The following is a 22,648-nucleotide window of genomic DNA, read 5'->3' as shown; positions in this document are numbered from 1 at the left end:
TTTATTTGTGCTATACTTGTAGCAACTTAATCTATATTCATGACTGGTTTCACTGGCGGGTGAATCAGTCTATTTTTTTGCATGATTTTGAATTGAAACGATTGTCTAAAATGTCTAACAATCTTTCATACTGTTCATCTGTACATAAGAAATAAAGTTTAATCGTCATTGTTTCATCTGTATCAAACGAACAATTTTCAATTTCACATGTAGAATCGAATTGATTCCAGATAATACTTTTAATTTTTTGCCCATATGGTTTTGCATAATGTTTACTTACTTCGATTGTTAAAATCTGCTCTCTAATCATTCCAATTCTGTTCATTCCATTTATTCTCACTTTCACGAGTTTTTTTATTGTCATACTCAATGAACCATCCAACTCCCAAAGGCAACAGAACTATAATCAAGACCTTTGCTCCAAACACACCAACTACGCCTCCTGACAAAAAAGTCACTATTACTAGAAACTGTTGCTGCAACTTTTTCATTTTTTCACCTCATCCTTGAAAACTGGCTCAACTGTAATTCCCGTTCTTCGTGTGATACTTTTCGCGATAACCCACCAAGCGTTTTTAATCGCTTGTGGGCTTGGTTCATTTTCAAAAACAATTTCTAGTTCTTTCATGGTTTCACCTTCTTTTTTAGAGTCTATTGTCTTGATGTTTTTGATATAATTTTCTTATCAGTAAGTGGTCTACTGAAATAACTGATGAGGTTGTGACAAATATTGAATACTTCTATCTATTTGAAGTTATGGATCGCTAATCTCTTTAAAAAAGTAAAGATTAGCGAAAACTACAAACACCTAGATTTAATGCAAGATGAAGGATTTATTGAACAACTACCTGATGGAACTTGGGGAGAAGTAGCAGGCTTCCCAGCAATGAACTACAGCGATTATTATTCAATTACGATAAAAGGCAAAAAAGCTTTATTTACTTTCCAAAGCACTGTTATTACTAGGATAATATCGGTAATTGCCTTAATAATTAGCTTGCTGTCTTACTTTAAAAAATAGGACAGCAATGAAAATATAATCGCTACTATACTGATAACCAGACTTACAAAATCAGACCGCCTTGAAATCTCCTCAGCACTAGGTTGTTCTTCATCTTTGAAGTTTGGTTTTTTTGGTACTTTCACCTGCCCACCTCCCCTCTATAAAAGTCGCATTTATGCGACTTCTTGGCTAAAAAAAATATCAACTGCTTCTAAATTAGTTAGCGGCACTTCTTCAGCTAATTTTCTCGCTTCTTTTACAGAAAAATCTCCACCATTTTTCATTTTTCTGTAAAATGTACTTCTGTCAATTCCGATTAAATCAGCTAGCTCTTGTTGAGTATGACCACGTTCATAGATTATTCTTTTTAGTTTTTGAGTATTCACCATTTAAATCACCTCCTAGTATTCAAAATATTGTCGCATTTTTGCGACTTTGTACTTTGAGTATATCTCCCTCAAATTATTCTGTCAATAAAAAAAGTTGCATTTTTGCGATTTTCTTTGTTGCATTTTTGCAACACTGATTTTATACTTAATATATAAATTACAGATGAGGTGGGAAAATGACAGTTGGTGAAAGAATGAAAACTAGACGAAAAGAGTTGAATATTAGCGCTGATATAGTAGCTGAAAAACTAGGTGTTTCTCGTTCTACTATTTTCAGATACGAAAAAGGAGATATAGAAAAACTTCCTACAAATAAATTAACCGATATTGCAGAAATTTTACAAACTACTCCTGCATACTTAATGGGGTGGGATACTGACGACGAAAAAAAACTTATATCTATGTACAATCAACTTAGTGAGATTCGACAAAAGAAAGTGTATAATTTTGCTAAAAATCAACTTCACGAACAAAATTCAATTACCTCATTAAATAATTCCATGAAAAAAGAAAGTGAGGTTTATACACTCGCAGCTCATTCAAGTGATCCTGATAAAAAATATACTGAAGAAGAAATCAAACATATTCAATCTGTTTTGGCGGAAGCTAGAAAAAAACATTTGAATAAAAATGATGATAAAGAGTAGGTGTGCTTTTATGAATGATTACGAGTTACTTTTGGAACAAATTAGTAAAGAAGTTCCTGTAATTGAAATGGATTTAAAGGTGGAAACAGGACTAGATGCTACTTATGAGGATAACGTTATCTACTTAGATAAAAATTTTAGTTGGGTGGAGAAAAAAATTCATTTATCGGAAGAATTTTCTCATCATAAAACTAGCGTTGGTAATATCATCGACTACAACAATCCTGAAAGTAGAAAACAAGAATGGAAAGCTCGAAGAGATTCTATTGAGCGACTTGTATCTCTAGATTGCTTAATTGATTGTGCTTATGCTAATTGCAGATCTAAATATGAATGTGCAGAATATTTGAATGTAACAGAAGCTTTTTTAGATGAGGTAATGGAGTATTATCATGCTAAATATGGTAATGAATATTTGTACAGAGGGTGTATTTTTAACTTCACAGACGAATCTATTTTTATTATCAACACAAACCTAAATTAAAAAGCCCGCGCTGCAACGTGGGCTCACCTCATTCCTGAGAAATTCTATAAGATTATTATATCAAAGAAACGAGGAGAAAAAATGAAAAAAATTGTTTTTGGGCTTCTTTTTGGAACACTTCTACTTTCCGGGTGTAGCCAATCTAAAGCTGTAGACAACACTGGTAAAACAAATGAAAAAGATTCTTCAGCAATTGTAGTAGAAAGCACAACGCAATCATCTACAGATTCTAAAGAGGTTTCAAATGGAGAACTTCTAGAGGTTGGACAATGGACTAAAGACAAAAACGACGAAACAGGTAAAGTAGAATTGATTGCCCATTCTAATCCACAAGCAGATATTCCTTTGGGAGAAGCTAGTATTTTTATATCTAATATTAAAATACTGAAGTATATTGATTATACAGACCCCTATTCAGCTGGATATTATGATACAACTAACTATAAAGATGCTGAGGGAAATTTTTATGGGTTACAAGTTTCTTTCAAAATCAAAAACAATTCCGAAAATGACTATGGTTATAACGGATTAGAATACGCAATACTAGATAATGGTCAGCAAATTGACTTCAGTTCAGATGATCTAGCATATTCAATGACTACAACTGAATTTTTCAAAAAAACTGAAAGTAAGGAATTTTATAGGATTGCCTTTTTAGATCCATCAAAAGTGGATTCAATATCAAAAGTAACTATTAAAACTGGTAATTTATATGATCCATCTAGCTACAGTACTGTTGCAGAAAGTCAAGAAGCTACATTTAATATAAGTCGTTAAAAAAACACGCACTCTCCCCGACCAAAGCTTGAGTGCGTGTCACCAAAAAATAAAACCTAAAATAGGCTTATTTACTATACCTATTTTAGCAAGAAATAGGAGTTGATACAATATGAAAAGCGTTGCGCTATATATTCGAGTTTCTAGTGATCAGCAAGCAAAATTCGGAGATAGTCTTCGTGAACAAGAAGATACTCTGAATGAATATGTTGCATCCCAAAAAGACATGTTTGTCCATTCTACATATATTGATGATGGGATTTCTGGACAAAAACTTGAACGTGATGAATTTAAGCGTTTAATGAACGATGTCAAAAATGGCGCTGTAGATTTAATTCTTTTTACAAAATTAGATCGGTGGTTTCGTTCATTAAAGCATTATCTAAATGTACAAGAAGTGTTGGAAAAAAATAATGTCCATTGGATTGCTGTATCTCAGCCCTACTACGATACAACAACGGCATATGGACGGACTTTCATCAATCAGGTTATGAGTTTTGCAGAATTAGAAGCTCAAATGACAAGCGAACGTATGAAATCAGTTTTTGCTAATAAAGTTAAGATGGGCGAAGTTATCAGTGGTTCTACCCCTCTTGGCTATGCGATAAAAGATAAGCATCTGGTTCCAAATGAGCAAGCACCAATCGCCCGAGCTATTTTTGAATATTACAATCATTGTGGCAATTTAAACCAAACATCAAAATACTTACTTGAAGAATTCGGTATTCCACGAACCATGCACGCTATACGATCTATGTTAAAAAATAAAAAATATATCGGTGAATTCCGTGAAAATAAAAACTATTGTCAACCTCTCATCTCCCATGATTTATTTGAGTCGGTTAATCGACAATTAGCTATGAATCAAAAAGAAAATACTAAAAATACTTACTTATTTTCTGGTATCTTGATTTGTGGTGAATGTGGTAGAAAAATGAACTCGGGACAGAAATCCACATGGGGGCATCGGAGAAAAGATGGCACAAGAATCAAATATCCACCAAAATCTATTTATACTTGCAGATATGCTTATCAACATCCCAAATGTGTAAATACAAAAACAATTCGTGAACATATCCTTGAAAAGTATCTACTGGAAAATATCGACGATTTAATTTCAATGGCAATCAATGAACTACGAACGGTTAAAGCTCCTAAAACTGACACTCGAAAAAAGCAAAGAGAAATCGAGAAAAAGTTAGATAGATTGAAAGCTGCATACTTAAATGAAATTATCAGCTTGTCAGAGTTTAAGAATGATCGAGAAAAACTTACTAGAGAATTAACTTCTTTATCTGATAAAAACATAGTTGAAAATAATGAACAACGTATCAAAGCACTAGAAGAATTACTAAGCATGAATATCGCGGAAAATTATACTGGTATGGATATGATTGAACGCAGAGCGTTTTGGCGCACGTTTATCAAAACAATCAAGTTCGACAGTCAACGTAAAATTACAGTTTCTTTTGTGTAAAATGTACAGACCTACTAACGGTAAGTATCAGACATGCAAGATTGAGGGTCTTGTGAGCGTTAGCTCGTGTGGGTTCAAATCCCATCGTCTGCATCACTGAGAGATAGCTCTTTACAGATCTGTCTCTTTTATTATAGAGTAAAACCAATAAAAAAGGTCGCGCCAACATCTTGGCGCGACCTTTTATTTTTTGAAGAGAACTGTCAAGTTTTGTTAATTATTTTCTTTAACTCCGTAGTCCTCGACCCTTTTCGATCAAATACCAGCAAACACTATAAAGGACAAGAATGAAGACAACTAAAATAAAAATCGAGAAGAAAATAGGAACATCAATCGTTCCAAGAAATCCATAGCGAAAGCCCGATATCATATACACAATTGGATTGATTTTTGAAACAGCTTGCCAAATAGGTGGTAACATTGAAATCGAATAAAAGACACCGCCAAGATAAGTCAAAGGTTGTAACACAAACGTCGGTACGATTGAAACATCATCATAAGACTTCGCAAAGATACCATTAAGTAACCCAGCCAATGAAAACAAAATGGCTGTCATCAATAACGTGAGGACGACCATTGACCATGAATAAACGTGTAATGGAACAAAAAAGAGCGAAATAATTGTTACCAGTGTACCAACTAAAACACTTCGACCCAAACCACCAATGACAAATCCCCAGATAATCACATGTGTGGGCACAGGTGCTACTAATAATTCTTCAATATTTTTTTGGAATTTTTGTGAAAAGAATGAGGAAGAAACATTTGCATAAGAACTAGTGATTGCTGACATCATGATTAAACCTGGAACAATGAATTCCATGTAAGAAAATCCACCCATCTCACCAATTCGTCCGCCAATCATTTTCCCAAAAATAATAAAATATAAAGAAGTCGTGATAACTGGTGGTACTAATGTCTGAACCCAGATTCGCAAATAGCGATTTGTTTCTTTGACTGCTAAACTTTTAAGCGCCGTTACATATAAATTAAACATTTCTTTCCTCCACATGACCATTTTCTTCTGTAATCTTCAAGAACAATTCTTCTAAACGATTGGATTTATTACGCATTGAGAGTACCTTGATTCCTTTTTCCGTCAATTGTTCAAAAATTCCATTCACACCTTGATTACGCTCGACCTCAACTGCAAGTGTTTGTTCATCTTCCCAAAGATGGTTGTAACCCAGTAAATCAAATGATTTAGTATGTGGTTCTAAATCGAAAATAAATGTTTCATATTGTAATTTTGACAGTAAACTCTTCATGCTAGTATTTTCAATCAATTCACCCGCTTGAATGATTCCAATATTTCGACAAAGCATTTCTGCTTCTTCCAGATAATGAGTCGTCAAGATGATTGTTGTTCCATGTTCATTTAATTCTCGCAAAAATGTCCACATTTCTCTTCTTAGTTCAATATCAACGCCAGCTGTTGGCTCATCAAGTATCAGTAAACGCGGTTCATGCATCAAAGCACGAGCAATCATCAATCGTCGTTTCATTCCTCCAGAAAGCATTCGTGCGCGAACATTTCGTTTTTCCCATAAGTTCGATTGCTTTAAATATTTTTCACTTCGTCTTAAGGCTTCCTGACGTGAAACGCCATAGTAGCCCGCTTGATTGACAACAATTTGTTGCACTGTTTCAAACGGGTTGAAATTAAATTCTTGAGGAACCAACCCGATTTGCTGTTTGGCACGCACCAAGTCAGTATCAAGGTCATAACCAAAAACGCTCACTTTTCCAGATGTTTTATTGACCAATGAAGTAATAATACCAATTGTTGTGGACTTCCCAGCACCATTTGGTCCAAGCAGTGCATAAAAGTCTCCTTCTTCTACAGCTAAATCGATACCTCTTAAGGCCTCAACACCAGTTGCATATACTTTTTTTAGTTCGTTTATTTCTAACGCATAAGTCATGAATTTTTCTCCTTGTAAATTAAATTTTTCTTATCTCCAAAGCAGTTTATATGATTCGTTGGTTGTTTAGATCCATTGAATCACATAGGCACAATTAGGTAACAAAATAATTTTTCTCCTGACATGATCGCGCCTGTATTTGTGCGTTAGTTAGGAAAAAGATCTAACATTGCTTTTAATAATTCTGAGGCCTCTTCTTTTTTCAAAAAATAATAATGCCACTTACGATCCTTCTCAACTGAAACGATTCCTACAGACTCTAGAACTTTCATATGGTGGGAAAGAGTTGGCTGTGTAAAATCAAAATGATCTAGGACTTCACAGGCACACATTGGTCTCGTCGAAAGTAGTTCAATAATTTTAATACGGTTGGGCTCAGCTAATGCTTTAAACATTTTTGCCATTTGCTCATGATCCATTCTTTCCTCTCCTTTGCTAACAAGCCTCACATTTAAATACTACTCAATTACATATTGATAACTATCTATGTATTATCAATGATTTTTCACCTTTCGTCAATACCAGTGTTTCCAAAAAAAGTGCATAAAAAAAGTTACAAAAAACATCGAAATGTTTCTTGCAACTTCTTTAATCAAACTTATTTTGTTTCGCGGTGCAAAGTAACTTTGCGTTCGCGTGGGCAATATTTTTGTTTTTCCAAACGATCTGGATTGTTACGTTTGTTTTTGCTTGTTAGGTAGTTACGTTCTTTACAAGAAGTACATTCTAATGTGATGTTTACGCGCATGATTTTCCCTCCCATACTACTAGAATCCTCTAAGATGACTCTCAGACTTGATAATTTTACCATGATTGTTGAGAGAAATCTACCCTTTTCCGACAATTCGTTAAGTAGTTTTACTTGACGTTTTTTTATTTCAACCATCATTCATTGATAAAATCCAGTTCATTTCGTTTATTTTTTTATTTTGACAAGTAATTTCACTTGAAAAAAGTTTTACGCTGTAAAAGGAAAAGCCAAATCAAACTAGTTTAAAACTGGTTTGATTTGGCTTAAAATCGCCCGAACAAATTAGTTCGCTAAATACATATCATAATAAGCATCTGTGATTTCTTTGGCAATTGTTAAATTCATATGGTCTTTTTCATCCGTTAAGTTCGGTAAAACGACACTGATTGCAATTTCCGGATTATCCGTTGGCCCATAAGCAACCACGTTACTATTCACTGTTGTGATGTCAGGATGACCCTCTGCAACCGTTTCAGCTGTACCAGTTTTTGCTGATAGATCCATTTTTGCACCAGCTAAGGGCTTACCGGTTGTATACCCTTCTGTTCCATGGACTACTTGATAGAATCCTTCTCGAAGAATAGCCATATTTTCAGGCGAAATATTTACTTCATTTTGAACAGTTGTTTCGATTTTTTTCTTTTGTTCACCTAAGTTACCATTTTCATCATTTCCATAAATTCCAGAAACGATATGTGGTTGAATTCTCTTTCCTCCATTGGCAACAGTTGAAGCGTATTGAGCCAATTGAATTGGTGTATACGTATCAAACTGACCAAATGCTAAGTCGGTAAAGTTACCAGATGTATACCATTCACCGTCATTATCCGCGTTAAATTTCTTCATAAAGTCAACTGAACGAGAAATTCCAGCTGATTCATTAGGTAAATCAATTCCTGTAGTCGTTCCCAACCCAAATTCTTTAAAAGAGTTTCGTAGTTCATCGTAAGCTTTTGTTTCTTCATCAAGGCCAGGAAGTCCCATGTTAGGTGTATATTCTAATCCTAACATTTTTAATGCTACTTTGATCATATACGTATTCGAAGATAATTCGAGTGCTTTCACTGCATTTAGTGCTATTTGACCACTTCTGTTAAAGACAGAACTTTTTTCAGCAGAACCTTGTAATTGAATGGGTTCGTCAATCAAGACCTGGTTTCCACTAATAACACCAGTTTTCCAACCAGCTGCCAAAGTACCAGCTTTGACCACTGACCCTGGCGTGAATGCGTTAGTGATTGTTCCAAGAGCATTCTCCGTGATTTCTCCTGAACTTTCTTCATGGCTAAAACCAGCTAATGCTAATACTTCCCCAGTTTGTGGATTCATCGCAACTGCGTATGCACCTGGTGAATATTTGGCTTTGCCGCTATCAACTAAAGCTTGGAAGTTCCGTTTTAAAATTTCATCCACTTTATTTTGAAATTCTGCATCAATCGATAATTTTAAATTTGAACCTTTTTCGCCAGCAAAAATTTCTTTTTGACTTGAAACATTTCCTTCGTTATCTAATTTCACTTCATATTGTGTTTTTGTTCCTTGTAGCACATCTTCATATTGTTTTTCCAAATAACTTTGACCAACACGATCATTTCGTGAGTATCCTTTTGCTAAATAAGCATCAATATCATCGGCAGGCAATCCTTGTTTTTCGGTTGTTACACTACCTAGAATACTTTTCATCGAATCGGCAGCTAAATACTCACGGGTCCAATCAACACCAGTTGAAACCCCTGGTAACTCTGAAGCATTTTCAGCAACAACTGCTAATTCACGATCTGTTACACCAGAATTTTTGATATAAACCGTATTTAATTCATACGCGCTGTTCATTCGTTTGAAAATGGTTGCCATCTTTAATTGTTCTTCATTGAAATTGATTTCTTCGTCCGTTACTTTCTCCACTGTTGCTGCGTATTGTTGACTATTATCTAGTTGTTTTTCAGTAGAAGAAAGACGTTTTGTTGCTTCCGCTAAATGATCCGCATCTGCTAACCAAAAATCCTTTTTATCACGAGCTGTTAATGAGTCATCAGCTGGCACATCAATTAGTTCGTTCAATTTTTTTGTTAATTTCAATAGGTCCGTTGACGTCATCTGTGAGCCTCTTGTAAAAGTGATTGCCTGATTTGCTTGATTTTTTACTAAAGCTTTTCCAGTTGCATCGTAAATCATCCCACGAGGTGAACTTTCTTGAACGGTAATTGTTGAAGATGATTTAACTTTGGCTTCCATCGTCTCACCATCAACGATTTGTAAATAACCTAACCTAGCAATCAATGCTACGAATAACGTAAATATAATAAAGAAGAGAACATTTAAACGAAAAGGAACGTGGGAACGCCGATAGGGTTTATTCCTCGGTTCTTGTGTTCCCTTTTTTAACTTGTCAAACCAAGAATTATTCTTTATTTTTTTCATAAAATCTTTCATTATTTCCTATCCTTCCCGCATACTTACATTCACGAAAAATTATACCCAAAAAAGTATGAATAACAAAGAAAAAATCATCAGATGATGAAATTCTTTAACGAAATTCAAGATACCAGAGTTTTTTTGTTTCACACTAGGTGGAACACAGTCAAGGAAGCTTGACTGAAAACTCATAATTTTAAGTGTTTTTTTGAAAACAACGTTTCCCATTCCTGTGAAACATCTACAAAAAACTTAACCTTGTGGAAAACTTTCTCCACACAAGTTTTCTTTTTCACGAATCAAATCCAGCTTTTTTACGCTCATTATTTAAAATATTGCTGAATTGCTTCACGTGTTTGAGCCACTTTCTCGCTTAAGTACTCATTTTTTGCCATATAGAAATAAAAAATGATATCAACTGTCGCAAATTGTGCCAATAGTGAGTTTGTGGCCGCACTTCGATTCGTGATTTCTTTAGGGCGAGAAGTTTGTACAGTTACATCTGCTAATTTACTTAATGGATTGTTTCCAAATTGAGTTAACACGATTACTTCGATATTCAATGATTTTGCTAACTCTCCTAAAGCAACGACATCTGCACTCTTTCCCGAATTCGAAACGAGCCAAAGAACTTTTTTTTGTTCGTTGCTGACTAATTGAGGCAGTAGCACATGGATATCTTTTTCAAAAATAATCGGTTTGCCCACTCGCGACCACTTTTGCAAAATATCTTCAACAACTAAAGACGAGGCGCCCACACCATAAAGGAAAACCGTTTCTGCTTCTTCTAAACTTTGAACAACAGTCCGGATGGTTTCTTCCTCCAAAATATCAACGGTTTCTTTGATTGCCACTTGTGCATTATTTCCAAGTTTATTTTTGATTGAATAAAACGATTCATTTGGTTCAATATCACTAAACCCTTCAACTAATCCCGTTTGTAATTCCGTTGAAACGGTAATTTTGAAATCCGTTAGACTTTGAAAGCCAATTTTTTTGGAAAAACGAACAACTGTCGGTGCACTTGACCCAGCTGCTTCGGCTAAATCATTCGCAGTCATTGTCGGAATTTTTTCTACATGATTGATAATATAATTGGCAAGTTTTCTTTCCGCAGAAGAATATTCTTCCATCATACTTTCGATACGACTAATTACGCTCATAAGTCACCATCCATTTAATTAGAGTCACTTTAGTATAACATACGAAAAATTTTTTCATTTGATTCCACCAAGAAAAAATTGGTTAATTTGTTCGAAAAATCCAAAATAAAAAAAAGGCTAGGACACTTACGCATCCTAACCTTAGAAAAAAATCGTTTAGCCTTCACGACTGTAGTTTTTCACTTCAGCAACCATTGCATCAACAAAAATATTTAAGTCTTCAACAGAAGTTTCTTTACTTCCATAACGACGAACGTTGACAGTTGCATCATCCATTTCTTTGTCCCCAACAACTAATTGATAAGGAATTTTTTGTGTTTGTGAAGCACGAATCTTGTAACCCATTTTTTCATTACGATCATCAACTTCCACACGCAAGCCCTTCATTTGAAGACGTTCTTTGATTTCATAAGCGTAATCACCATGTGCTTCGACAGAAACAGGGATAATTGTTGCTTGGATTGGTGCTAACCAAGTTGGGAATGCACCTTTGTATACTTCTGTTAAATAAGCAACAAAACGTTCCATCGTTGAAACGATTCCACGGTGAATAACTACTGGACGATGTGTATTTTCGCCATCTTCGCCTACATATGTTAAGTCAAAACGTTCTGGTAACAAGAAGTCTAATTGAATCGTTGACAATGTTTCTTCTGTTCCTAAAGCTGTTTTTACTTGAACGTCTAATTTTGGTCCGTAGAATGCAGCTTCACCTTCTGCTTCAAAATAGTCAAGTTCTAATTCATCCATTGCAGCTTTTAACATTGTTTGGGCTTTTTCCCACATTGCATCGTCATCAAAATATTTCTCTGTATTGTTTGGATCGCGATAGCTTAGACGGAAACGATAGTCTGTGACGTTAAAGTCTGCATAGACAGCAACCATCAATTCAAGTGTGCGTTTGAATTCGTCTTTGATTTGATCTGGTCGTACAAAAGTGTGTCCATCATTCAAAGTCATTTCACGTACGCGTTGTAAACCTGAAAGTGCCCCAGATTTTTCATAGCGGTGCATCATTCCTAATTCAGCAATACGAATTGGTAATTCACGATAAGAATGGATATTGTTTTTATAAACCATCATGTGGTGAGGGCAATTCATTGGGCGCAATACTAACATTTCGCCATCGCCCATATCCATTGGTGGAAACATATCTTCTTGATAGTGGTCCCAGTGTCCAGATGTTTTGTACAGTTCAACATCACCCATAATTGGAGTGTATACATGTTGATAACCTAAGCTAACTTCTTTATCTACAATATAACGCTCAATTGTGCGTCGGATTGTTGCACCTTTTGGTAACCAGAATGGTAATCCTGAACCAACTTCAGGTGAAACCATGAATAAACCAAGTTCTTTTCCTAGTTTACGGTGATCTCTTTCTTTTGCTTCTTCACGTAAGCGAATAAATTCTTTCAACTCTTTTTTGTTGAAGAATGCTGTTCCATAGACACGTTGCATCATATGGTTATCTGAATTTCCGCGCCAGTAAGCACCTGCCACTGATAATAGTTTGAATACTTGGATGCGTCCAGTTGACGGAACGTGTGGGCCACGGCATAAATCAATGAATTCACCTTGTTGGTAAGCAGTAATTACTTCATTTTCTGGCAATTCAGTAATTAATTCTACTTTGTAAGGATCGCTTGCAAAAACTTCTAGTGCTTCTTGTTTTGATAACACACGACGTTCAATTGGCAAGTTTTCTTTAACGATTTTCATCATTTCAGCTTCAATGGCTGGCAAATCTTCCGCTGTAACAGGATTTTCGCCATTGTCAGTATCATAGTAAAACCCAGATTCAATCGCTGGGCCTACACCAAAATGAATACTAGGATATAAACGACGCATTGCTTGAGCCATCAAATGGGCGGCAGAATGACGAACTAATCCAAGTGCGTCTTCGTGATCTGGTGTCACAATTTCAATTGTTGCATCTTCTTCAATTGGACGATCCAAATCAACTAATTGGCCATTCACTTTACCTGCTAGTGCTTTTTTAGCTAAACTTTTTGAGATGCTTTCAGCAATTGCTAAGGTTGTGATGCCAACCTCAAACTCTTTGACTGCGCCATCTGGAAAAGTAATTTTTAACATAGAAATTCCTCCTTTGAATTTTGATTGACTCGATTCGACAAAAAAAGCCCTAGTATCTAAACAGATACTAGGACGAAAATTTCGTGGTTCCACCTAATTTTGAACACAAAAGATGTGTTCCTCGAGCGTGTTAACGGTCCGACCGCCTTTGTTTCAACAAAGGTTTCGAAAGTGGTCATCCTTTGGTTTTCTTCTGGAAAAGTTTCAGCCTAGCTTTTCCTCTCTAATAGAAGACTCTCAAATTCAGTTGTCTTTCTCGTCAATCAATTATGTGTTTATTTAACCACTAATATTTAGAAAAAGCAAGTATGAAATCAGACTTATTTTTTCCATTCTCCATTTACACCATAAGTACCTTTTTTCATTTCATTGATAATGACATGGATATGCTCTTTTGGTGCGTCCGTATTTTTATGAACAGCCTCAGTGATATCTTTCATCATATTTTCTAATTGTTCTGGGCTACGGCCTTCGACTAATTCGACATGAACAAACGGCATTTTCTTCACCCCCTTTCGCGATAGTTTTTCTTTCTTAAGACAAAAATAAAAATGGATGACATACAGCATATAAATCATCTACGTTTTCATTTGAACTCAAGTACTCGTTTTTCAACTAATGAACCTTGTTCTTCCGTACTTTATATTAGCACAAAAATAAGGATCAATTTTACTTGTTTCAAGACATTTTTATGAAACAGAAAAAAAACTTTCTAAAATAAAAAAGCAGTCAAAGTAAATTTATTTTGCGTTTCACTTTTCGGAATAATCACATACAAAAAAATAAAAATTAAGGAGTATTTTTCCTTAACGCCTGTTTGTCTTTTGAAAAAAATAAAACAGACTGGATATCATACCAAAATTGCATGTAAGAAAATAGTGCTCTATCCATAAGCAAACTAGCATCAATAAAACAAAAATGAGTTGAACTACATAGAGCCTTTTCTTGGAATTTCTTTCAGATGTCGTCGAATAGATCGTTTTTCTCATTTATTTTTATTCCTTTTATTTTGTTCCGTTCTAGCTTAATACTACTCGTTCTGGATTGTTCTCCTGCAAAACCTTTTGTTTTTCATTTTCAGCAAAAAACTCCAAGCTTAGCTATCCCATTATGTCATACTCAGTTCTGCTTTGCTTGTGATAATCATCCTGTTATTTGCTGTCATTAGTTTCTTGTTAAATAAAGGAGGTATGACAAAAATCTTGTCATACCTCCTTTTGCCGAATAAGCGATGTTCCCAACGCAACTCCTCTCCACATCATTCACAACTGTCCAAAAATATGAAAAGTTATTTTTGTCAGTTTCTCGCTATCGCTATCTGTTCAGAGCTAAGCAGTTTGCGCCACAACCTTATTCACGGTGTTCCCAAACTAACTCCTCGAGATAGCTTACATTCACTGCAAAATATAAAGAGCTATTTTGCGTGCTTGCTCGTTATCTGTTCGGAGCTAAGCAGTTTGCGCCACAACCTTATTTTAGAACGTCTATTCCATTTCATCCTAATTATTCCCTTTCAAAAAAGTAATTCCTTCCAAAATCCCCTCTTCTGCTTCATCATAAATACCGATTTTATCCATAAATGCATGAATGACTCCTGGATATACGGTCATTGAACCTTCTGTCTTTGCAGCTAGCAACTTTTCAGCAAATGATTCTACTTGCTGTCTTAACGGATCAAATTCACCGACGATGATTTTTAACGGTGGTAATTGGGACAAGATCTTATCCGAAGCGAATAGTGGTGAAATCAACTCATTTGAACGATTGATTGAAGCCCCACAATACCAATCTTCAACCTGTGCCTCCAAAGACGAGAACCCATTAATATACTCCGTAACCAGTTCTTTTTCTTCTTCGCTTTGCGTTTTGATTGCACGCGTATCCCAAAATTCACCTTTTCCTTTTGATGTCAGGTCAACAACAGGATAGTAAGAAACTATTTTTTTTACATAACCAGTGGTCGTAATTGACGCATCTAAAATAGCTACGCTGATTGCTAAATTCCCGCCTGCTGAATCACCAGCAACAAAAATTTTGTCTGATGAAATATGGAATAAATGACCTTCCGTTGCCAAAACTTCAACCACTTTATAACAATCCATCAATCCAGCTGGAAAAGGATTCTCTGGACTTAAGCGATAGCCAACAGAGACTACTGCCAAATCTGCTCTATCAGCAAATGTTCTACAAATTTGCTCTACATTTTGGATTGAGCCCCCAAAGAAACCTCCACCATGATAATAAACTAAAACGGGTAATACTTTCCCTTTAAGTTTTTCCTTGCGATACACTCTTACGGGGATATGCCCCTTAAGTACCGCGTCCTCAATTAGTAGGCTATGCGTTGTGATGTCTTTAGCTGGCCACCCCATACCATCTCTCATTTGAACAATCGTTTGTGGTGTGCTTTCTGTATTCGATTGTCCTGTCGATGGCATTAGCTCCTCTCTACTCCCAGAAGTTAATTTTCCAACTAAGTTTTTTCTTTCAATGTTCATTGTTCCATTACCTTCTTTACTTTTTTATTTTGTGCTTGAATAAATAGCTGATAGATTACTGCACTAATAAGCAACAAAGCACCTGACAACAAAAAGGTTGTTGATGTCGTAGTGATTCCAGCCAATTTACTGAAACTTGATATAATTGTAGGATTTAAAAACACGCCCAGATTAATTCCAACTAACAGACAGGTGGAAGCAATATTTTGAGAAGCAGCGTTGCTGACTTCTGCCACTTCACTAAAGACCGTTGGGTTAATTAATCCTTGGAAAAATCCAATAGCAATCACTAATAAAGTAACTAGCACCAAGTGATTCACTAAACTGAGACTTCCAAGTGCAACACCAAGACACGCAACAGCCACCGGACCAGTAAATGATTTCAATCCTTGTTTTACTTTTCCAAAAACAATTCCACTAAAAAATCCACATGCAGTTAAAATGGCTAAACTCAAGCTGGCTTGTGCTGGTGTCCCAATCCCCATTTCGATGAATAAAGAAGCCAGTTTGAAAATTGCAGTCATAAAGAAAGCATAAACAAAAAATAGATAAACTGAATAAAAAATAACTGCTCTTTCTATTGTTACTTTTTCATCTGATGCATTTTCTTCTAAGTCTTGTTGGCCATTCGGTACGATAAATCCAAATAAAATGATTGGAATAATCGCAATGAAATACACAAGATAGCTTAAATGCCAGTTGAATTGTAATAACCAGCCTGCAATCAGGCTAAAAATGGTACTACCTAAAGCTGTTAACGCTCCTTGGTATCCCAACAAGCGATTCCTTTCCTCACCACTGTAGTATTTGGTAATTAAAGAATATGCTAATGCATTGAATAAACCTATTCCGCAACCAAGCAAGAATCGTGAAACCAATAAAAGAGTATAGTTTGTTGTAAAAGCTGGTGTGACTCCTGCTAAGAGGGCAATCGTTAGCCCCAGCAATACAGTCGGTTTGTCACCAATTTTTCGAGTAATCATTGGAGCAATAAAAACAAATAGAAAAATACCAAAATTGGGGACTGACATTAATAGTTCAATTGAACCAGCACTTCTGTTTAGAAACACTGATAAGATATCTGGCACAGTCGCCGATACAGCTGGCGCAACCATACAGATTAGGGATATCGACAAAATAGCAAATTTGAATAATGGGTTATTCTTACTCATACTAAAAAACCTCCAATTTATTTAGATAGCGCTTTCTATACTTGAATATTAGCTCACGCGATTAAATAAAATAAGAGGCTTTCCTGCTTACTATTAGGGCATATCCTGACCTTTTGGTGCTTAGCGAAAGAATTTTGCCGTCTGATTATAATATTTTTTTAGTGTTTTATTTAAAGACTTTGTACTGGCAAACCCTGTTTCTAAAGCAATTTCTTCAATCGTTCGATCTGTTTCGCGAATCAACTGTATCGCCTGATAGCTCCTAATCAATTCTAAATAGCTAATGATTGAAACACCAACTTTACTGTTAAAGTAGCGAGAAAGGTACCCTTCTGATAAATAAAATTCATCAGCAATCATTGAAATTTTCAAGCGTTGATCAGAATTTTTGTGTATATAGTCTAATATTTTGTAAATTTTTTCATCCAACAGATGGCTTGAATTTTCTGCTTGTTCAATAGCAAATTCTTTGACATACATTCCCAATAGTTTCAATAAACTGGCAGTAATCATGACATTGTTTATTCTATCAACTGGTTTCTTGACTAACTCAAACAGCGAATCAAGCTCTGAAATAAACATGGCATACTGTTTCTTGGTAACACTCTCTTGAGAAATTTTTGATTGATTTATCCTAAATTTTGCTATATCCGGAAAATATTTTTCAATCCACGGTGTTGGAAAAATAATTGTAAGTACACTATCCGGATAAGAAGTTTCCTTGATATTTCGTATACCATGTATTTCAAATGGATTGACAAATACTGCTTCGCCTTCATTAACTGTATAATTTTTTCCTTCGATAAAGTAACTATCAACCTTTCCTTTAGCGACATAAGTTATCTCAATCTCTTTATGCCAATGACGCAAAATTTGTGTTTCCTCGGCCTTTTGGATAATAAAGATAGCTGGAAATTCACTGTTCTCAATAAACTGTTCCAACTTATACTGCATCAACTGTAGCCTCCTCACCATTCATTTCTACAAACAGAACCACTTTTTCGTTTGATATGTTGGTTTCTCTTTTTCACTAATTATAACACCCCTTATTCTCTACACTTGCTAAATAAAAGAAAAAAGGATTAGTTGGCTACCACCTAACTAATCCTCATTTATTTTCTTATCTTGTTCCTACCCATTTTCAAAGTTGACAATCCCTAAAAATGAAACCCTTACTCACTTAAAAAATAGCCTGAATCATCAATAATCACTTCTCACAACCAGGTTTACTGCCTTCATTTGAGTGCAACTATTTTTTTGCACGTAACGCACTTAAAATCGAGACTGTATCAACTACTTCTTGTAACATAGCTCCCAAGAGTGCAGGGATTATTCCAAAACTTGCGATCAACATGAGTGCAATACAAATAAAAATGCCAATTAAGACTGATTGGCGTGCAATACGCATCGTTTCTTTGGCAATCAAAACAGCTTCAGGAACCCGTGTCAAATCATCTTTTAAAATGACTACGTCTGCACTTTCGCTAGCGGCTGTTGCACCATGTGCCCCCATTGCAATACCAACATCTGCTGCACTTAGCGCAGGTGCGTCGTTCACGCCATCACCTACCATCGTTACTGGTCGTTGTTTCTCAGGGACATCCGCTAAAATTTGCCATTTATCTTGTGGTAAACATTGCGCATGAACCGTCGTGATTCCGACTTTTTTGGCGATTGTTTGCGCCACAGTTTGATTGTCCCCAGTTAGCATCATCACCTGTTTCAAGTGGAAATCTTTCAGTTGCTTGATGGCATTTGTTGCCTCAGGACGAATCACATCTGCAAAGTGGATTGTGCCAACAAATTCTCGATCAAAAGCAACATAAATAATGGTTTCTTCCGAAGCAATTTCGGGTACGCCCAGCCATTTGGCTCTGCCAACTTGAAGAAAGTGATTATCAATTCTTGCTTCTATTCCTTGACCAACAATTTCTTTTAATTCTGAAGTTGGCAACAGTTTTTGATTTTTTGCGTAACTAACTAATGAACGAGCTAAAATATGGCTTGATTCTTGTTCTGCACTAGCTGCATACATTAGTAATTCTTCTTTTGAAAATTTACCAGCTGGTTGAACTGCTGTCACCTCCAATTGTCCCTTGGTGATTGTCCCGGTTTTATCAAAAGCAATCGTTTTAGTCACTGCTAGCTTTTCAAGCGTGGTGCCATTTTTAACAACGATTCCATTTTTACTCGAACGACTCATTCCGGCAACAAGTGCGACGGGCGCTGCCAAAATTAAGGGGCAAGGTGAAGCAACAACTAAGACTTCGACAAAACGATGTGGATCACCTGAAAGCCACCAAGCGATTCCGCCAATGAAATAAGCTACCAATGTAAATGGGACTGCATAGCGATCTGCCATTCGGACAAACTTTGCAGGTTTTTCTTTCGATTCTTGAACCAGATTAAGAATCAATTGATATTGGCTATCTGCAGCACGTTTTTCGACCCGCATTTCTAATGAACGATCACCATTGATTGAACCAGACAATAACATATCACCGATATTCTTAGTAATGGGTTGTGATTCACCTGTTAGTGAAGACTCATCTATTTCCGAGCTTCCTTTGATTACTCGCCCATCAACAGGGACTGTTTCACCCGGTTTAACAACTAGTTTATCGTTGACTTCGATTTGCTCGACGGGTAATTCTTGCCAATTTCCATCAATCCACTTATGTGCTGTTTGAGGTGTATTATCAAGCAGTGCTTGTAACTCTTTACTAGCTTTTTGATTCGCATAATCTTCTAGACTATCGCCACCCGTTAACATAATCAAAATCATCAAGCTCGCCCAATATTCTTTCACTATTAACGTTGCTACAATCGCTGTAATTGCTAAAATATCGACGCCATATTTTCCTGAGCGTAATGTTTTGATCATTTCGAGGAACATCAAAAAGGCAAGAATACCACCAGTAACTGCAATCAAGAAAAATGCCAGTTGAGACTGATGAAAAATAAATTCACTGATTAACGCTATCCCACCAATCAATACTGTTAAAAGAAATTTTTTTAAATGTGTCATCTTTCTCAACCTTCTTTCACTTTCAAGCATAGGCGTTCTTTTCTCGTTTTTAAACTAATACGTGCTAAATGAAAACAACTATCATTCTTGTTTATTCTTTCCTTTTTCACATATTACTTTGACTAAGCTGTTACCAAACTTTTTTTCACTAACTTTTAAAAAATACCTTTTTTCCCATAATTGTGCTATACTTTTAGTTCGTTATTTAAGGCGGAAGGAGCAAATAAGCCATGAATGAAAGACAAATGGAACAAGCACATGTGGACGAAACCGTTCAATTAATCCAGCTTGAACAAAAATTATTAAACAGTAAGCAACAAGAATTGACCCAAGAAATGAATACCTCAACAAAGGAAACAGCTAATCACCGTATCCGTGCTGGTTCTAATGAGTCATTTTACGAGTCTGCTGTTGAATACCGCCAACATGAACAAGAACTACTGTTAAAATATCATACTCTCGATGCACAACAGCATCGTTTACAGACTTTAGATGTCATGCAAGGGAATCCCTATTTTGCCCGCATTGATTTTAAAGAAGAAAATGAAGCAGAAACCCTTTATTTAGGGATTGCTTCTTTACGTGATTTGACCGAAGAAACAATTGTCATCGACTGGCGCGCACCAATTGCCAATCTTTATTATGAAGGTGAAATCGGACCTGCTTACTATGAAACAGATGTCGAACGTATGACCGTGGAGTTGTTACTTAAACGCCAATTCAAAATCCAAGACGGCGAGATTCTCTCAATGGTAGACACTTCTGAAGTAATCAACGATGATTTTTTACTAGAGATTTTAGATGAAGCTTCAAGTACCCATATGAAAAATATCGTTTCGACAATCCAAAAAGCACAAAATGCAATCATCCGCGATACAACTAGCAAAGTAATGCTGATTGAAGGAATCGCAGGAAGTGGAAAAACTTCTGCTTTGCTTCAACGAATTGCTTTTTTACTGTACCATAATCGGAAATGGTTAGATGCGGAACACGTATTGTTATTTTCACCCAACCATTTATTCTCAGACTATATTTCAACTGTCTTACCTTCTCTTGGTGAAAGTGGTGTCCCAACCAAGACATTTAGAAGCTATATAGAAGAACTGCTACAAGATTATTCGCTAGTTGAAGAAGATCAACAAGAACATGGTTTTTTATTTGGAAAAAATGATCCAATCCACGACTTAAAAAATGGCTTAACACTAGTTAACCATATCAATCATTATGTGAAGGCAATTACGAATTATGGACCTTTATTCCGTGACATGAAAATCAATGGACGAACCATTCTCGCAAAAGATTCTATACGAAAATGGTACCAAGAAACAAATACTTTGCTACCATTGCATCAACGTCTTTCTCTGCTGCAAACAAAGCTACTTAAAAAATTAGGTGGCTTACAAAAAGATGAAACGCGTCAACAATGGGTGAAAGATTTGGCTGAAGAACAATTGCAAGAATTATACGCAACTGATCCAAACCTTGAGTACACAGAGCAAAAAGAAAAATCTTTACGCAAAAAACTGGCAAATCAAATCGTACGTAAAAAATTTCGTCGTGTTCATCGTGGTATTACCAGCTATCAATTTGTGAATATGCCTAAACAATATCTCCACTTTTTACAAAGTGTTCCAGAAAAAGCACTAGTTTCCCATGGGATTTCCAAAGAACAATGGACAAAACAAATTGCTGAGATTCGTCTAAATTTTCGTCAAAAACAAATGAAACAAGAAGATGCTGTTTTATTCTTCTTGCTAATGCGTCGCACATTTCCAGTAACAATCACTCAGAAAGCTCGTTATGTTTTTATTGATGAAATGCAAGATTTCGCACCTTCACAGGTTGCCCTGCTTCAAGCACTTTATCCAAAAGCAAACTTAACTTTCTGTGGCGATCTCAATCAAAATGTCTTTGGTAATGAAACCATCGTTGGTTCTCTTCCACAGCTTTTTGACAATCAAGAGGTCACACGTTTCCAATTAACAACCAGTTACCGTTCAACTAAAGAAATCACTGACTTCGCAAATCATTTCTTATCCAAAGAAGATCGTGTCGAAACAACTGCTCGAAAAGGTGATAAACCAGTCATCATCGAAGCTTCAACTGCTGAAAAACAACTTCATTGGTTTGAAGAAACACTTGAACAAACGCAAGCCAAAGCAAAACACTGGCGGACAGCAATCATTGCTAAAACACAAGAGGAATGTGAACAGTTATATGAACAATTCCCTGGAAATTTGAAACAACAAGTTCAATTGATTCTTGATGAGGAAGACTTTATGAAACGTTCAATTATTCTGTTACCTGCCTTCTTGGCAAAAGGACTTGAATTCGATCGCGTCTTCTTATGGAATATTAACGAAGAGCAGTTCCACACAGAACAAGACAAGCTAATTTTGTATACTATGTGTACACGCGCAATGCACGAATTAACACTGTTTACATCCTTCAATAAGAGTCCATTATTGAAGGCAATTGATTCTTTGACTTATAACAAAGAAGTGATTTAAAGCATTTTACCAAAAAAGGGGTACGACAAAAAGCTTGTCGTACCCTCTTTTTGAATATACGAATAAAGGTTATTCCAAAACAACTCCTCGGCATAGTTTGCATCCACTTCAAATTATGGAAAGCTATTTTAAAAAAAGCATCCTTATTGCTTGGAGCTGCAACCTCATTCACCGTATTCAATAAGTAACTTCTTTCAAATAAGTCTAAATTTGACAAAAATTTGAAAAATCATTTCTGAAAATTTCTCCTTATTTCTCGAAACTGACTATTTCTGTCACAACCTTACGATAATCTAAAGTAAAAAAAGAGAG

At 35.8% G+C, this 22,648-nt stretch carries 23 protein-coding genes and 1 other annotated feature; of the genes, 6 read left to right on the top strand and 17 right to left on the bottom strand.

What is annotated here, in order from left to right:
- Positions 1-64 precede the first annotated feature (64 nt).
- Genes RV17_RS01240 through RV17_RS13350 form a run of 3 tightly spaced genes read right to left on the bottom strand, consistent with a single transcriptional unit; the run spans position 65 to position 628 of the window.
- Positions 65-325, bottom strand: a complete 261-nt coding sequence (locus tag RV17_RS01240) for a hypothetical protein (protein WP_071868260.1) — start codon at positions 323-325, stop codon at positions 65-67.
- Entirely contained in the window at positions 303-491 is a 189-nt protein-coding gene (locus RV17_RS01235) for a hypothetical protein (protein ID WP_071868259.1), read from the bottom strand. Before RV17_RS01235 ends, RV17_RS01240 begins: the two co-directional genes overlap by 23 nt.
- Entirely contained in the window at positions 488-628 is a 141-nt protein-coding gene (locus RV17_RS13350; protein WP_169819308.1) for a hypothetical protein, read from the bottom strand. The genes RV17_RS01235 and RV17_RS13350 overlap by 4 nt, the downstream gene beginning before the upstream one ends.
- A gap of 102 nt (positions 629-730) precedes the next feature.
- On the opposite strand from RV17_RS13350, the gene RV17_RS01230 reads away from it, so the two are divergent.
- A complete protein-coding gene (locus tag RV17_RS01230) occupies positions 731-1,021 on the top strand; it encodes a hypothetical protein (protein WP_071868258.1) in 291 nt (96 codons plus the stop codon).
- Here the strand turns inward: RV17_RS01230 and RV17_RS13345 are convergent.
- Together RV17_RS13345 and RV17_RS01225 are read right to left on the bottom strand one after the other, a co-directional pair.
- Positions 1,006-1,146 carry a hypothetical protein gene (locus RV17_RS13345; protein ID WP_169819307.1) on the bottom strand — a complete coding sequence of 47 codons (141 nt, stop codon included), beginning with the start codon at positions 1,144-1,146 and terminating at the stop codon, positions 1,006-1,008. The two genes, RV17_RS01230 and RV17_RS13345, sit on opposite strands and share 16 nt — an antisense overlap.
- Positions 1,147-1,176: 30 nt before the next feature.
- Complete coding sequence (locus RV17_RS01225; protein WP_067480972.1) at positions 1,177-1,392, bottom strand: helix-turn-helix transcriptional regulator; 216 nt, start codon at positions 1,390-1,392, stop codon at positions 1,177-1,179.
- 176 nt (positions 1,393-1,568) lie between these two features.
- On the opposite strand from RV17_RS01225, the gene RV17_RS13090 reads away from it, so the two are divergent.
- The 4 genes from RV17_RS13090 to RV17_RS01205 all read left to right on the top strand — a co-directional run bounded on the left by RV17_RS13090 (position 1,569) and on the right by RV17_RS01205 (position 4,777).
- On the top strand, positions 1,569-2,039 hold the full coding sequence (locus tag RV17_RS13090; RefSeq protein ID WP_083571945.1) for a helix-turn-helix domain-containing protein: 471 nt from the start codon (positions 1,569-1,571) through the stop codon (positions 2,037-2,039).
- A 10-nt stretch (positions 2,040-2,049) separates the two neighbouring features.
- Complete coding sequence (locus RV17_RS01215) at positions 2,050-2,523, top strand: ImmA/IrrE family metallo-endopeptidase (RefSeq protein ID WP_067480969.1); 474 nt, start codon at positions 2,050-2,052, stop codon at positions 2,521-2,523.
- A gap of 81 nt (positions 2,524-2,604) precedes the next feature.
- Positions 2,605-3,300: a hypothetical protein gene (locus RV17_RS01210; protein WP_071868257.1), complete on the top strand. Its 696-nt coding sequence runs from the start codon at positions 2,605-2,607 to the stop codon at positions 3,298-3,300.
- Positions 3,301-3,412: 112 nt separating this feature from the next.
- Positions 3,413-4,777 carry a recombinase family protein gene (locus RV17_RS01205; RefSeq protein WP_071868256.1) on the top strand — a complete coding sequence of 455 codons (1,365 nt, stop codon included), beginning with the start codon at positions 3,413-3,415 and terminating at the stop codon, positions 4,775-4,777.
- A gap of 226 nt (positions 4,778-5,003) precedes the next feature.
- Here RV17_RS01205 and RV17_RS01200 read toward each other — a convergent pair whose 3' ends face one another.
- The 12 genes from RV17_RS01200 to RV17_RS01140 all read right to left on the bottom strand — a co-directional run bounded on the left by RV17_RS01200 (position 5,004) and on the right by RV17_RS01140 (position 19,826).
- Positions 5,004-5,774, bottom strand: coding sequence for an ABC transporter permease (locus tag RV17_RS01200; protein WP_067480960.1), 771 nt, complete (start codon positions 5,772-5,774; stop codon positions 5,004-5,006).
- On the bottom strand, positions 5,767-6,702 hold the full coding sequence (locus RV17_RS01195; protein ID WP_071868255.1) for an ABC transporter ATP-binding protein: 936 nt from the start codon (positions 6,700-6,702) through the stop codon (positions 5,767-5,769). The genes RV17_RS01200 and RV17_RS01195 overlap by 8 nt, the downstream gene beginning before the upstream one ends.
- A gap of 146 nt (positions 6,703-6,848) precedes the next feature.
- Entirely contained in the window at positions 6,849-7,121 is a 273-nt protein-coding gene (locus RV17_RS01190) for an ArsR/SmtB family transcription factor (protein ID WP_071868254.1), read from the bottom strand.
- A 179-nt stretch (positions 7,122-7,300) separates the two neighbouring features.
- Positions 7,301-7,465, bottom strand: coding sequence for a 50S ribosomal protein L33 (rpmG, locus tag RV17_RS01185; RefSeq protein ID WP_002293909.1), 165 nt, complete (start codon positions 7,463-7,465; stop codon positions 7,301-7,303).
- A 270-nt stretch (positions 7,466-7,735) separates the two neighbouring features.
- Positions 7,736-9,889 (bottom strand): peptidoglycan D,D-transpeptidase FtsI family protein, encoded by a 2,154-nt coding sequence (locus tag RV17_RS01180; RefSeq protein WP_067480951.1) that lies wholly within the window; start codon positions 9,887-9,889, stop codon positions 7,736-7,738.
- Between the two features lie 302 nt (positions 9,890-10,191).
- Entirely contained in the window at positions 10,192-11,031 is an 840-nt protein-coding gene (locus RV17_RS01175) for a MurR/RpiR family transcriptional regulator (protein WP_067480948.1), read from the bottom strand.
- Between the two features lie 156 nt (positions 11,032-11,187).
- Positions 11,188-13,128, bottom strand: coding sequence for a threonine--tRNA ligase (gene thrS, locus RV17_RS01170; protein ID WP_071868253.1), 1,941 nt, complete (start codon positions 13,126-13,128; stop codon positions 11,188-11,190).
- A gap of 65 nt (positions 13,129-13,193) precedes the next feature.
- Positions 13,194-13,397: a binding site (T-box leader), on the bottom strand.
- 51 nt (positions 13,398-13,448) lie between these two features.
- Positions 13,449-13,628, bottom strand: a complete 180-nt coding sequence (locus RV17_RS01160; protein ID WP_067480942.1) for a 2-hydroxymuconate tautomerase — start codon at positions 13,626-13,628, stop codon at positions 13,449-13,451.
- Between the two features lie 999 nt (positions 13,629-14,627).
- Positions 14,628-15,626 carry an alpha/beta hydrolase gene (locus tag RV17_RS01155; RefSeq protein WP_071868252.1) on the bottom strand — a complete coding sequence of 333 codons (999 nt, stop codon included), beginning with the start codon at positions 15,624-15,626 and terminating at the stop codon, positions 14,628-14,630.
- Positions 15,623-16,798 carry an MFS transporter gene (locus RV17_RS01150; RefSeq protein WP_071868251.1) on the bottom strand — a complete coding sequence of 392 codons (1,176 nt, stop codon included), beginning with the start codon at positions 16,796-16,798 and terminating at the stop codon, positions 15,623-15,625. Before RV17_RS01150 ends, RV17_RS01155 begins: the two co-directional genes overlap by 4 nt.
- Before the next feature lie 120 nt (positions 16,799-16,918).
- On the bottom strand, positions 16,919-17,752 hold the full coding sequence (locus tag RV17_RS01145; protein ID WP_067480934.1) for an AraC family transcriptional regulator: 834 nt from the start codon (positions 17,750-17,752) through the stop codon (positions 16,919-16,921).
- A 295-nt stretch (positions 17,753-18,047) separates the two neighbouring features.
- Complete coding sequence (locus tag RV17_RS01140; RefSeq protein WP_071868250.1) at positions 18,048-19,826, bottom strand: heavy metal translocating P-type ATPase; 1,779 nt, start codon at positions 19,824-19,826, stop codon at positions 18,048-18,050.
- A gap of 230 nt (positions 19,827-20,056) precedes the next feature.
- On the opposite strand from RV17_RS01140, the gene helD reads away from it, so the two are divergent.
- Positions 20,057-22,336 (top strand): RNA polymerase recycling motor HelD, encoded by a 2,280-nt coding sequence (gene helD, locus RV17_RS01135; RefSeq protein ID WP_071868249.1) that lies wholly within the window; start codon positions 20,057-20,059, stop codon positions 22,334-22,336.
- Positions 22,337-22,648: the final 312 nt, after the last annotated feature.

This window comes from Enterococcus thailandicus (assembly GCF_001886265.1).
Classification (GTDB): Bacteria; Bacillota; Bacilli; order Lactobacillales; family Enterococcaceae; genus Enterococcus_B; species Enterococcus_B thailandicus.
This window is presented reverse-complemented; position numbering and strand designations above follow the sequence as displayed.

Excerpts from the sequence above, each read along its gene's own strand:
- RV17_RS01240 (WP_071868260.1), bottom strand. The coding sequence starts at position 325 with ATGAACAGAATTGGAATGATTAGAGAGCAGATTTTAACAATCGAAGTA.
- RV17_RS01235 (WP_071868259.1), bottom strand. The coding sequence starts at position 491 with ATGAAAAAGTTGCAGCAACAGTTTCTAGTAATAGTGACTTTTTTGTCA.
- RV17_RS13350 (WP_169819308.1), bottom strand. The coding sequence starts at position 628 with ATGAAAGAACTAGAAATTGTTTTTGAAAATGAACCAAGCCCACAAGCG.
- RV17_RS01225 (WP_067480972.1), bottom strand. The coding sequence starts at position 1,392 with ATGGTGAATACTCAAAAACTAAAAAGAATAATCTATGAACGTGGTCAT.
- RV17_RS13090 (WP_083571945.1), top strand. The coding sequence starts at position 1,569 with ATGACAGTTGGTGAAAGAATGAAAACTAGACGAAAAGAGTTGAATATT.
- RV17_RS01215 (WP_067480969.1), top strand. The coding sequence starts at position 2,050 with ATGAATGATTACGAGTTACTTTTGGAACAAATTAGTAAAGAAGTTCCT.
- RV17_RS01210 (WP_071868257.1), top strand. The coding sequence starts at position 2,605 with ATGAAAAAAATTGTTTTTGGGCTTCTTTTTGGAACACTTCTACTTTCC.
- RV17_RS01205 (WP_071868256.1), top strand. The coding sequence starts at position 3,413 with ATGAAAAGCGTTGCGCTATATATTCGAGTTTCTAGTGATCAGCAAGCA.
- RV17_RS01200 (WP_067480960.1), bottom strand. The coding sequence starts at position 5,774 with ATGTTTAATTTATATGTAACGGCGCTTAAAAGTTTAGCAGTCAAAGAA.
- RV17_RS01195 (WP_071868255.1), bottom strand. The coding sequence starts at position 6,702 with ATGACTTATGCGTTAGAAATAAACGAACTAAAAAAAGTATATGCAACT.
- RV17_RS01190 (WP_071868254.1), bottom strand. The coding sequence starts at position 7,121 with ATGGATCATGAGCAAATGGCAAAAATGTTTAAAGCATTAGCTGAGCCC.
- rpmG (WP_002293909.1), bottom strand. The coding sequence starts at position 7,465 with ATGGGAGGGAAAATCATGCGCGTAAACATCACATTAGAATGTACTTCT.
- RV17_RS01175 (WP_067480948.1), bottom strand. The coding sequence starts at position 11,031 with ATGAGCGTAATTAGTCGTATCGAAAGTATGATGGAAGAATATTCTTCT.
- thrS (WP_071868253.1), bottom strand. The coding sequence starts at position 13,128 with ATGTTAAAAATTACTTTTCCAGATGGCGCAGTCAAAGAGTTTGAGGTT.
- RV17_RS01160 (WP_067480942.1), bottom strand. The coding sequence starts at position 13,628 with ATGCCGTTTGTTCATGTCGAATTAGTCGAAGGCCGTAGCCCAGAACAA.
- RV17_RS01155 (WP_071868252.1), bottom strand. The coding sequence starts at position 15,626 with ATGAACATTGAAAGAAAAAACTTAGTTGGAAAATTAACTTCTGGGAGT.
- RV17_RS01150 (WP_071868251.1), bottom strand. The coding sequence starts at position 16,798 with ATGAGTAAGAATAACCCATTATTCAAATTTGCTATTTTGTCGATATCC.
- RV17_RS01145 (WP_067480934.1), bottom strand. The coding sequence starts at position 17,752 with ATGCAGTATAAGTTGGAACAGTTTATTGAGAACAGTGAATTTCCAGCT.
- RV17_RS01140 (WP_071868250.1), bottom strand. The coding sequence starts at position 19,826 with ATGACACATTTAAAAAAATTTCTTTTAACAGTATTGATTGGTGGGATA.
- helD (WP_071868249.1), top strand. The coding sequence starts at position 20,057 with ATGAATGAAAGACAAATGGAACAAGCACATGTGGACGAAACCGTTCAA.